General features: G+C 68.7%; 8 protein-coding genes. 5 read left to right on the top strand and 3 right to left on the bottom strand.

Annotation, left to right across the window (positions count from 1 at the left end):
• Positions 1–49 precede the first annotated feature (49 nt).
• Together QN350_RS08915 and QN350_RS08910 are read left to right on the top strand one after the other, a co-directional pair.
• Positions 50–688: a sigma-70 family RNA polymerase sigma factor gene (locus tag QN350_RS08915; RefSeq protein ID WP_281536179.1), complete on the top strand. Its 639-nt coding sequence runs from the start codon at positions 50–52 to the stop codon at positions 686–688.
• Complete coding sequence (locus QN350_RS08910; protein ID WP_281534124.1) at positions 685–927, top strand: zf-HC2 domain-containing protein; 243 nt, start codon at positions 685–687, stop codon at positions 925–927. The genes QN350_RS08915 and QN350_RS08910 overlap by 4 nt, the downstream gene beginning before the upstream one ends.
• 53 nt (positions 928–980) lie before the next feature.
• On the opposite strand, the gene QN350_RS08905 is transcribed toward QN350_RS08910, so the two are convergent.
• Both QN350_RS08905 and QN350_RS08900 read right to left on the bottom strand, forming a co-directional pair.
• Positions 981–1,925, bottom strand: a complete 945-nt coding sequence (locus QN350_RS08905) for a VOC family protein (protein ID WP_323516176.1) — start codon at positions 1,923–1,925, stop codon at positions 981–983.
• A gap of 145 nt (positions 1,926–2,070) precedes the next feature.
• The gene (locus QN350_RS08900; protein WP_323516175.1) at positions 2,071–5,868 is read right to left on the bottom strand and encodes a multifunctional oxoglutarate decarboxylase/oxoglutarate dehydrogenase thiamine pyrophosphate-binding subunit/dihydrolipoyllysine-residue succinyltransferase subunit; all 3,798 of its coding nucleotides are present in this window, start codon (positions 5,866–5,868) and stop codon (positions 2,071–2,073) included.
• Between the two features lie 130 nt (positions 5,869–5,998).
• Here QN350_RS08900 and QN350_RS08895 point away from each other — a divergent pair, with 130 nt between their 5' ends.
• From QN350_RS08895 to QN350_RS08885, 3 genes are all read left to right on the top strand, one after another.
• Positions 5,999–7,438 (top strand): GuaB1 family IMP dehydrogenase-related protein, encoded by a 1,440-nt coding sequence (locus QN350_RS08895; protein ID WP_323516172.1) that lies wholly within the window; start codon positions 5,999–6,001, stop codon positions 7,436–7,438.
• Positions 7,439–7,607: 169 nt separating this feature from the next.
• A complete protein-coding gene (locus QN350_RS08890; RefSeq protein ID WP_323516168.1) occupies positions 7,608–9,044 on the top strand; it encodes a hemolysin family protein in 1,437 nt (478 codons plus the stop codon).
• Positions 9,037–10,128, top strand: coding sequence for a hemolysin family protein (locus QN350_RS08885; RefSeq protein WP_323516166.1), 1,092 nt, complete (start codon positions 9,037–9,039; stop codon positions 10,126–10,128). Before QN350_RS08890 ends, QN350_RS08885 begins: the two co-directional genes overlap by 8 nt.
• 34 nt (positions 10,129–10,162) lie before the next feature.
• On the opposite strand, the gene QN350_RS08880 is transcribed toward QN350_RS08885, so the two are convergent.
• A complete protein-coding gene (locus tag QN350_RS08880; protein WP_323516231.1) occupies positions 10,163–11,242 on the bottom strand; it encodes an NADH:flavin oxidoreductase/NADH oxidase in 1,080 nt (359 codons plus the stop codon).
• Between the last annotated feature and the right edge of the window lie 30 nt (positions 11,243–11,272).

Here is an 11,272-nt window from a genome sequence, read left to right as displayed (position 1 = left end):
GCTTGAACGACCCGAAACGTCCGTGATCGACGCATTAGAATTGTCCGTGATGACAACTGACGCGATCGACCTGCGAGACCTGTTCGAAGAACAGGCCATGCCTTACATCGACCAGCTCTACGCCGCAGCAATGCGGATGACGCGCAATCCCTCGGATGCGCAGGATCTGGTCCAGGAGACGTTCGTCAAGTCGTTCGCCGCTTTCAAGCAGTTCGAGCAGGGCACGAATCTCAAGGCCTGGCTCTACCGCATCCTCACGAACACGTTCATCAACACCTATCGCAAGAAGCAGCGCGAGCCCTACCAGGGCACCATCGACGACCTCGAAGACTGGCAGCTCGGCGGCGCCGAATCGACGACCGCCATGGCGAGCCGTTCGGCAGAGGCCGAAGCGATCGATCACCTGCCGGACAGCGCCGTGAAGGACGCCCTGCAGTCCATCCCGGAAGACTTCCGGCTGGCGGTCTACTTCGCCGACGTCGAGGGCTTCTCCTATCAGGAGATCGCCGAAATCATGAAGACACCGATCGGCACCGTGATGAGCCGCCTGCACCGTGGCCGGCGACTCCTGCGTGACCTGTTGGCCGGCTACGCGCTCGAACGCGGCCTGGGTTCAGCCCAGCCCGCATCCGGGGCCAAGGCTGCAACGGGCCGGACCGGTCGCACCACCTCTGGGAGCACGAAATGACCGATTGCGGCTGCGAGAAGGCCAAGGCCGAACTCGAGGAATACCTCCACAACGAACTCTGCGGTGAGGACGCCGCCGACATTCAGGAGCACCTCGCCCACTGCACAGACTGCAGCAGCGAACATCTCGTCGGGCGCACCCTGACCGAGGCCGTGCAGCGCGCCTGCCGGGAGATCGCTCCGGAAGACCTCCGCGACCAGGTGCTGCTCAAGCTGCGCACCATCCAGTCCGCTCACTAGGCTGCCGCTGACCAGCTCGGCCGGGCCCTCATCTGCCGGATGCCCGTGTCGGGTCACCCGGCGGACTGGCTCGTTTCAACGTCGCTCTCGTCGACATCGATGAAGGCGGCGTCAACGGAGGCAGCGTCCACGAAGGCGGCGTTGTCGCCGACGCCGGTCGCGACCGTTCCCGCGCTGGCCGATGCCGTCGTGACGGTGCTGTCCGGGGTTGCGCCTGTCGGCGTCGCAGGCTCGACGGAACCGATGTAGAACACCGCGCCCGTCGCGTCGGACACCTGGGCGAAGGTCCCGAATTCCGAATCCCACGCTTCGCGCACGACGGCGCCGCCGAGCTCGACGACGCGTGCCGCTGCTTCGGCCGCGTCGGGGACGCCGAAGTACACCGCCCAGTGCGAGGGCACTCCGTCGGGCAGGAAGGCGCTCGAGTCGAGGACCCCGGCGACGGGCATCCCTTCCGGCCCGACCGTGCTGTACCGGAACTCCGGCGTGTCGCTCAAAACCTGCGGCTCCCAGCCGAAGACGGCCGTGTAGAAGGCCAGGGCCGCGTCGTAGTCGCGCGTGCTGAGTTCGTGCCAGATCGGCGTGCCGGCCTCGGCGACGACGCGGAAGCCGACGAACTCGATCGGCTGCCAGACGCCGACGGCCGCGCCAGAGGGATCCGCGAGCACCGCCATGCGGCCCATCGCGCCGACGGTGAACGGCTCCTGGAGAATCTGCCCTCCGGCGGCGACCGCGGCCGTCACCGTGTCATCGACGTCGTCGACGGAGAGGTAGACGAGCCAGGCGTTCCCCGCTGTCGATCCTTCCGGGGAAGGCGCCATCCCTGCCACGTCGGAGGTGCGGCGCCGGAACGTCACGTAGTCGCCGTATTCGGGTTCGGACGCACCCGCGTGCCAGCCGAAGAGCCCGGTGTAGAAGTCGCGGTTCCTCGTGGGGTCCGAGGTCATCAGGTCGTTCCAGCACGGCTCGCCGAGCCGGGTGAGGTCGCGGGCAGGCACGGGAATGCTCCTTCGTCGCAGGTCGATGGTCGCGTTCGGTCGCGTTCGCGGCCAGCCTACGACCGGGCCCGGCTCCCGGCAATGCCTGTACTTTTCCGGTCGAGAGTGCCCGTTGCAACGGGCACCCTCGACCGGAACGGTGCGATTAGAGCGTGAGCGCGTTCGAGAGCAGCTCGGCCTGCTCTGCGGCGTGCCGCTTCGCAGAACCGGCGGCCGGGGACGCGGAGGCGGACCGGGAGAACACCCGCACCGGTCGCTTGATGAGCTTGCTCGCGCTGAAGTAGAAGAACGGCCAGGCGCCCTGGTTCTCTGGCTCATCCTGCACCCAGGCGAGTTCGGCGTCCGGGTACTGGTCGACGACCTGCTGCAGCTCGGCAGCGGGCAGCGGGTAGAACTGCTCGAGTCGCACGAGCGCGATCTCGGGGTTCGGCTTCTTCTCGAGTTCGCTGAGCAGGTCGTAGTAGAGCTTGCCCGCCATGAACAGCACCCGCTTGACGGCCGCCTTGTCGGTGATGCGCGCGTCGTCGATCACGGGTTCGAAGCGCCCCTGGGTGAAGTCGGCGACGGCGCTTGTCGCGCCGCGCAGGCGGAGCATCGACTTGGGCGTGAAGACCACGAGCGGGCGCCGCGGGCGCATGTACGCCTGGCGACGCAGCAGGTGGAAGTACGACGCCGGCGTCGACGGGCGGGCGACGGTCATGTTGTTCTCGGCGCAGAGCTGCAGGTAGCGTTCGATCCGCGCCGAGGAGTGGTCGGGGCCCTGGCCCTCGTACCCGTGCGGCAGCAGGAGCACGACGGAGGACCGCTGGCCCCACTTCTGCTCGGCGGAGGAGACGAACTCGTCGATCACGGTCTGCGCGCCGTTGGCGAAGTCGCCGAACTGCGCCTCCCAGAGCACGAGGGCGTCGGCGCGTTCGACGGAATAGCCGTACTCGAAGCCCATCGCCGCGTATTCGCTCAGGAGTGAGTCGTAGATCCAGAACCGGGCCTGGTCTTCACTGAGGTTCGCGAGTGGCAGCCATTCCTGGCCGTTGATGCGGTCGTGGAGAACGGCGTGACGCTGCACGAAGGTGCCGCGGCGGGCATCCTGGCCGGCGAAACGCACCGGGGTGCGCTCAAGCAGGAGGGAGCCGAGGGCGAGGAGTTCGCCGAACGCCCAGTCGATGCTGCCGTTCCGGCTCATGTCCGCGCGTTTCTGCATGAGCTGCTGGAGCTTGTTGTGCACGGTGAATCCGGCGGGCTTATTGAGGAAGGCATCTCCGATGAGGTGCACGACCGCCTCGGGGACGCCCGTTGTCGCGGGCTCGCCGACGGCTTCCTCCTGCAGGCTGTTGCCCGAAGACAGGCCCTGGCTGCCGACAATCGGGATCGAGGAGGACTGAGCGGCATGCGTTTCCATGAACGCCCGTTCGAGGCGGTCCTGGAAGTCCGCGTGCGCGGCCTCGTACTCGGCCTCCGTGATGTCGCCACGTCCGACGAGGGCTTCGGTGTAGAGCTTCCGCACCGAGCGCTTGGCCTCGATCAGGTTGTACATCAGGGGCTGGGTCATCGAGGGGTCGTCGCCTTCGTTGTGACCGCGCCTGCGGTAGCAGATCAGGTCGATGACGACGTCGCGCTTGAACTCCTGGCGGTAGGCGAATGCGAGCTCAGCGACCCGCACGACGGCCTCCGGGTCGTCGCCGTTCACGTGGAAGATCGGGGCCTGGATGGTCTTCGCGACGTCCGTCGAATACACCGAAGTGCGCGCGTCGAGGGGCAGCGTCGTGAAGCCGACCTGGTTGTTGACGACCAGGTGGATCGTGCCGCCGGTGCGGAAACCGCGCAGCTGGGACATCTGCAGCGTTTCGAGCACGATGCCCTGCCCGGCCATGGCGGCGTCGCCGTGCACGAGAACGGGGAGGGTCGAGAAGGTGCCGATCGGCTTGCGGTCCTGCTTGGCGCGGACGATGCCTTCGAGCACGCCGTCGACGGCCTCGAGGTGCGAGGGGTTCGCGGCGAGGTAGACCGGAATCTCCACGCCGTTGTTTCCGCGGAAGCTGCCCTCTGTGCCGAGGTGGTACTTGACGTCCCCGGAGCCCTGCACGCTTCGCGGGTCCTGGGTGCCCTCGAATTCGCGGAAGATCTGGCCGTAGGTCTTCCCTGCAATGTTGGTGAGCACGTTCAGCCGGCCACGGTGGGCCATGCCGATCGCGACGCCGTCGAGGCCGGCATTCGCCGCCCCCTCGAGGATCGCATCGAGCAGCGGGATGGTGGACTCGCCGCCCTCGAGGCTGAACCGCTTCTGGCCGACGTACTTGGTCTGCAGGAACGTCTCGAAGGCCTCGGCCTCGTTGAGCTTTCCGAGGATGCGCATCTGCTCGTCATGCGTGGGCTTGACGTACGTCTTCTCCATTTTTTCCTGCATCCACTTGCGCTGGGCAGGGTCCTGGATGTGCATGTACTCGATGCCGGTCGTGCGGCAGTAGGAGTCGCGGAGCACACCGAGGATGTCGCGGAGCAGCATCAGGCGCTGGCTGCCGAAGCCGCCCGTGACGAACTGGCGGTCGAGGTCCCAGAAGGTCAGGCCGTGGTTCGCGATGTCGAGGTCCGGGTGGGTGCGCTGGGTGTATTCGAGCGGGTCGACGTCGGCCATCAGGTGGCCCCGCACCCGGTACGCGTTGATCAGTTCCTGCACGCGGGCCGTCTTGTCGACGGCGCTCGCGAGGTCGACGCTGATGTCGGGCGCCCAGTGGATCGGGTCGTACGGGATGCGCAGCGCCGCGAAGATGTCCTCGTAGAAGTGGTGCCCGCCGATGAGGAGCTCGTGCACGATTTTGAGGAACTCGCCAGAACCCGCGCCCTGGATGACGCGGTGGTCGTAGGTGCTCGTGAGGGTGATGGTCTTGGAGATGGCCAGGCCGGTGAGCGTCTTCACGCTCGCACCCTGGAATTCGGCCGGGTAGTCGAGGGCGCCGGCGCCGATGATGCAGCCCTGCCCCTTCATCAGCCGCGGGACGGAGTGGACGGTGCCGATGCCGCCCGGGTTGGTGAGCGACACCGTCGCGCCGGAGAAGTCGTCGGCGGTCAGCTTGTTCTTGCGGGCGCGGGTGACGAGGTCCTCGTAGGACGAGAGGTACTCGCCGAAGGTCATGGTGTCCGCGCGCTTGATCGCAGGGACCATCAGGGCGCGGGTGCCGTCGGGCTTGGGCAGGTCGATCGCGATGCCGAGGCCGACGTGGGCGGGCGCGACGACGGAGGGCTTTCCGTCAATCTCGTCGTACCAGACGTTCTGGCTCGGGAACATCTTCAGGGCCTTGATCAGCGCCCAGCCGATCAGGTGCGTGAAGGAGACCTTGCCGCCGCGGGACCGGCGCATGTGGTTGTTCATCACGATGCGGTTGTCGATCAGGAGCTTGGCCGGGATGGTGCGCACGCTCGTCGCCGTTGGCACGGTGAGGCTCGTGGCCATGTTGGCGGCGAGGCTCTTCTGCATGCCGCGGAGCGGGGTCACGAGGTCCTGCGACGCGACGGCACCTGCCGGCGCCTGTGGACCCTTGACGGGTGCGTCGGCGGGGACGGGGAGCGAACGCGGCGCGGTCGAGGTGGTGCGGGCGGTGCGCTGGCCGCCGATGATCGCGATCGGGGCCGTGATCGGGGCGGGTTCGACAGGGGCCGATGCGGCCGGGGCCGATGCAGCGGGGGCCGTAGCGACCGGGGCTGCTGCTGCGGGGGTGGATGCCCCGGGCCGGGCCGCCGGTGCGGCATCGGCGGAGGGCTCTTCCGCGGCCTGTCCTGCTCCGTTCGCGGTCTGGTGATAGCTCTCCAGCACGGGCCACCACGACTCATCCACGGAGTTCTTGTCCACGAGGTACCGTTCGTACAGCTCGTCCACGAGCCACTCGTTCGCTCCGAATTCACCCGACGTTGCTTCGTCGGATCCACTACCGGTCAACTGGCTCGACACAGCCGGTTCCCACTCTCTGCGTTGAATTTTGGATATCCCCGGCCGAAAATCTCCGGTTCGGTCTGCCCGCCCAGCCTAAACCAATCGCGCATGGCTGCGGGTATCGATGCGGGGGGCTAGCGTTATTTGCATGCAGTTCTATGGAGCGATCCCCAGCCACGATCTCACGTATTCCGACGTCTTCCTGGTGCCGAGCGAATCGGCCGTCACGAGCAGGCTCGACGTCTCCCTGGCGCCCGGTGACGGGACAGGGGCCACCATCCCCATCGTGTCCGCGAACATGAACTCGGTGACCGGTCCCCGGCTCGCCGCGTCCCTCGCGCGCCGCGGAGGACTCGGCGTCCTGCCGCAGGACATGCACCTGCAGGAGCTCGACGCCGCGATTCGCTGGGTGAAGGACCAGTCGACCCGTTTCGACACCCCGTTCATCTTCGGGCCGAGTGAAACCGTCGCGAGCGCCCTGCGCCAGGTGCCGCCCGTCGCCGGTCAGGGCATCGTCGTCAACGATGCCCGCGGTGCCTACCTCGGCTGCATCGACGCAGCCAGGCTCGGCACCGCCCTGCCGGACGCCCAGCTCGGCGACCTGCTCCACGGTCCGCTGACCTCGCTCGACGCGGAGGACATCGACGGCCCGCGCCGCGCCTTCGACGTGATGACCGCCGCAGAACTCGACTTCGCCCCCGTGCTCCGGCACGGCATCATAGTCGGCACCCTGAGCCGCAAGAGCGCGCTCCGTTCCACGCTCTATCGCCCCTCCGTCGACGCCCACGGCCGCCTGCTCGTCGCCGCGGCGATCGGCATCAACGGCGACGTCGCCGCGAAGGCGCGCGCGCTCGTCGCCGCGGGGGTCGACGTCCTCGTCGTCGACACCGCGCACGGGCACCAGGCCGGCATGATCCGGGCGCTCGGCATCGTCGCCGAACTCGGCCTCGGAATCCCGATCGTCGCGGGCAACGTCGTGACCGCGGATGCCGTCAACGACCTCGTCGGCGCGGGCGCCACCATCGTGAAGGTCGGCGTCGGACCCGGTGCGATGTGCACGACCCGGATGATGACGGCCGTCGGCCGGCCGCAGTTCTCCGCAGTGCTCGAGACCGCTGCGGCCGCGCGCGAACTCGGCGCCCACGTCTGGGCGGACGGCGGGGTGCGCTACCCCAGGGACGTGGCGCTCGCGCTCGCAGCCGGCGCGGCATCCGTCATGATCGGCTCCTGGTTCGCAGGCACGATCGAGGCGCCAGGCCTGCTCGACACGGACGCCTCCGGCGCGGTCTACAAGGAGAGCTGGGGGATGGCATCGACCAAGGCCGTCCAGGAGCGCTTCGACAGGCTCGACCCGTACGAGCTCGCACGGAAGACCCTCTTTGCAGAGGGCATCTCGAGTTCGAAGATCTACCTCGACCCGCTCCGCCCCTCGCTCGAGGACCTGCTCGACATGATCACCTCCGGCGTGCGCAGCTCGTTCAGCTACGCCGGCGCGACGAACCTCGACGAGTTCCATGAGCGGTCCCTCGTCGGGATCCAGTCGGCCGCCGGCTACGAGGAGGGCAAGGCGCTGCCGGTCTCCTGGTAGGCGGTTCTTCCTGACAATCGGGTCCGGGTGGCGCAGCTCACCCGGCCCCGCAGCGGGCTCACCGGTATAGTGGGATGAATAATGGACGACCCTCCTCCTGCGAATTCGCCCAGTGACCGTTCTCCCCGCGAGAACGGTTTTCCCCTTGTGATGACACTCGGATCCCACAATGTTTGAGTGGGCCATGCTCGGCGTCGGCATCATCCTGACAATCGGCACCGGCCTCTTCGTCGCGAGTGAGTTCTCCCTCGTGAACCTCGAGCGCAGCGACCTCGAGGCCAGGCAGGCCCGCGGCGAAACGCGGCTCGCGAAGACCATCGCCGCCCTCCGGATCACCTCGACGCACCTGTCGAGCGCCCAGCTCGGCATCACCCTGACCACGCTGCTCACCGGTTACGCCCTCGAGCCCGCGATCAGCAGCCTGCTCGCACCCCCGCTGCTCGCCGCCGGGTTGCCGAAACTCGTCGTGCCCGCCGTCGCCTCGACGACCGCGATCGTCATCGCGACCCTGGCGTCGATGATCATCGGCGAACTCGTGCCGAAGAACTTCGCCCTCGCCCTGCCGATCCAGACCGCGAAACTCGTGATCCCGTTCCAGACCCTGTTCACGACCGTGTTCAAGCCCGCCGTGAACGTGCTCAACGGCAGCGCGAACGCCGTGCTCCGGTCGATCGGTATCGAACCCAAGGAAGAGCTGTCCGGCGCACGCACCGCGGAAGAGCTCTCCTCGCTCGTGCGGCGTTCCGCGAGTGCCGGCCTGCTCGAGAAGGACACCGCGACGCTGCTGCACCGCACCCTGCTCTTCTCCGGCCACACGGCCGCAGACGTCATGACGCCCCGCCCGCGCGTCGCGAGCATCCAGCGCAACGCCTCCGCCCAGGCCGTGATCGACCTGACCCGCCAGACCGGGTACTCACGGTTCCCCGTCGTCGACGAGGGCGTCGACGACGTCGTCGGCATCGTGCACGTGAAGCAGGCCGTCGCGGTTCCCCGGCACCGCCGGGCGGATGTGCCGGTGTCCGCACTCCAGTCCGAGGCCGTTCGCGTGCCGGAGACCATGAAACTCGACGGCCTCCTCGTCGAACTCCGCGGTCGCGGCTACCAGATGGCCGTCGTCGTCGACGAATACGGCGGAACCGCCGGCGTCGCCACCCTCGAGGACCTCGTCGAGGAACTCGTCGGCGAGGTCGCAGACGAACACGACCGCACCAGGGCAGGGGTCGTGCGTTCGCCGGACTCCCTGACCTTCCCCGGCATGCTCCGTCCGGACGAACTCCTCGAACGCACCGGCGTCGAGGTCCCTGAGGACGGCCCGTACGAGACGGTCGCCGGTTTCGTGATGAGCGAGCTCGGCCGGCTGCCCGTCGTCGGTGACGTCGTGCTCATCGACACGGGGGAACTCTCGGTCGAACGCCTCGACGGCCGCCGGATCGACCGCATCCGCTTCACACCCACGTCGGAGCCGGAGCCGGAGACCGAGTCCGAGCCGGGCACCGCGGTCGTGGTCGCACCGTCGCAGGAGGCAACGCCCACGACGGTGCCCGCTGCGCCCTCGGCGCCCGCCAGACCGACATCGGCGAAGTCGAAGGAGCGCCGACATGAGTGACTGGGCAGGAATCGTCTGGCTTTTCGTGCTGCTCGCCGGGAACGCCTTCTTCGTCGCCGCCGAGTTCGCTGTCATCTCCGCCCGGCGCTCCCAGATCGAGCCGCTCGCGGCCGCCGGCCGGATGGGCGCGCGGACGGCGCTGTACGCGATGGAGCACGCGACGCTCATGCTCGCGACCACCCAGCTCGGCATCACGGTGTGCTCGCTGCTGATCCTGAACGTCTCGGAGCCGGCGATCCACCACCTGCTCGAGGCGCCGCTCGCCCTGACCGGGCTGCCGGACGAGGCGCTCACCGCGATCGCGTTCGTCGTGACGCTGCTGCTCGTCTCCTACCTGCACGTCGTGTTCGGCGAGATGGTGCCGAAGAACCTGTCGTTCTCGATCCCCGACAAGGCCGTGCTCGTGCTCGCGCCGCCGCTCGTGTTCTTCGGGCGCCTCGTCAAGCCCCTGATCGTGGCGCTCAACTCCACCGCGAACGGCGTCCTGCGCCTGTTCCGGGTCGAGCCCAAGCACGAGGCGAACAGCACGTACACGCTCGAGGAGGTCGCGACGATCGTGTCGGAGTCGACCAGGGAGGGCGTCCTCCGCGACGGGACCGGCGCGCTCAGCGCGACGTTCGAGTTCACCACCCGCAAGGTGCGCGATGTCGCGGTCCCGCTCGCAGACCTGATCAGCCTGCCGGAGTCCGCCAGCCCGGCCGACGTGGAGAAGGCCGTCACCAAGCACGGTTTCTCGCGCTACGTGCTCGTGACCGCCGAAGGGGAGCCGACCGGCTACGTGCACCTCAAGGACGTGATCGACCTCGACGGCTATGCCGGGACCCCGGTCCCGGATGGCACGGGTGGCACCGCCGGGCACGGCCTCGGCAGCTACGCAGACCCGATCCCCGCCAAGCGGATCCGTCAGCTGGTGTCGATCTACGAGGGCACCGACCTCGAGGACGCCCTCGCGACCATGCGCCGCTCCGGAGCGCACCTCGCCCGCTCGTTCACCGCCGTCGGGGCGACGACGGGCGTGCTCTTCCTCGAGGACATCATCGAGGAACTCGTGGGCGAAGTGCAGGACGCGACCAGGCGCCTCTGACCCACAGGCCCGCTCAGGGTGGCCGGGTGGGGCCTCAGGCCTCCGGCCAGCGGGCGCGCAGGTACTGCGGCGGCCAGTAGTCGATCGTCGCCCCGAGCTCGTGGGCAGCCCGCAACGGGAAGTGCGGGTCGCGCAGGAGCTCCCTGGCGAGCATGACCGCGTCTGCTTGCCCGCTCGCGAGGATCTCCTCGGCCTGCGCCGGGGTCGTGATGAGCCCGACCGCGCTCACCTGCACATCCGCTTCGCCTCTCACGAACGCGGCGAGCGGCACCTGGTAGCCGGGACTGAGCGGGATCTGCACGCCCGTGACGTTGCCGCCGGAGGAGATATCGAAGAAGTCGGCGCCGGCATCCCGCGCCCAGCCGGCGACGATGGAGGTCTCCTCAGGGGTCCAGCCTCCCGGGGCCCAGTCGGTGGCCGAGAACCGGACGAAGAGCGGATGCGTGTCGCCGACCGCTGCGCGGACGGCCGCGACGACCCGCAGCAGCAACCGGGCGCGGTTCTCGAGGGAACCGCCGAACTCGTCGGTGCGGTCGTTGCTGAGTGGGGAGAGGAACTGGTGCAGCAGGTACCCGTGGGCCGCGTGGATCTCGAGCACGTCGAAGCCGGCGTCGATCGCGCGGACGGCCGCGGCGGCGAAGTCGTCGACGACCGTGTCGATGCCGGGGGCGTCGAGGGCGACGGGAGCCGCGTAGCCCGGGAACGGGATGGTCGACGCCGACAGCGTCGGCCAGCCGCCTTCTTCAGCGGGGACGGTGCCGTGCCGGACGGCGCCGTGGCCGTCGGTGCCCCAGGCGGGCCAGGTCGAGGCCTTGCGGCCGGCGTGCGCGAGCTGGATGCCGGCCCGGGCGCCCTGCCCGTGGATGAAGCGGACGATGCGGGCCCAGGCGTCGGCCTGCTCCGGGTTCCAGATGCCGGTGTCCTGGTCGGTGATGCGACCCTCCGGGCTCACCGCACTCGCCTCGGCGATGACGAGGCCGGCCCCGCCCGCCGCGAGCCCGCCGAGGTGCACGAGGTGCCAGTCTTCGGGCACGCCGTCCTTCTTGAGGATTGAGTACTGGCACATCGGGGCGACCCAGAGCCGGTTGCGCATGGTCACGCCGCGGACGGTCAGGGGACGGAAGGCGAGGGGCTGGGCGGGGCC

Source organism: Cryobacterium sp. 10I5 (genome assembly GCF_035019865.1).
GTDB classification, from domain to species: domain Bacteria; phylum Actinomycetota; class Actinomycetes; order Actinomycetales; family Microbacteriaceae; genus Cryobacterium; species Cryobacterium breve_A.
The sequence above is the reverse complement of the archived record's forward strand: the minus strand, read 5'-3'. Positions and strand labels throughout refer to the sequence as shown.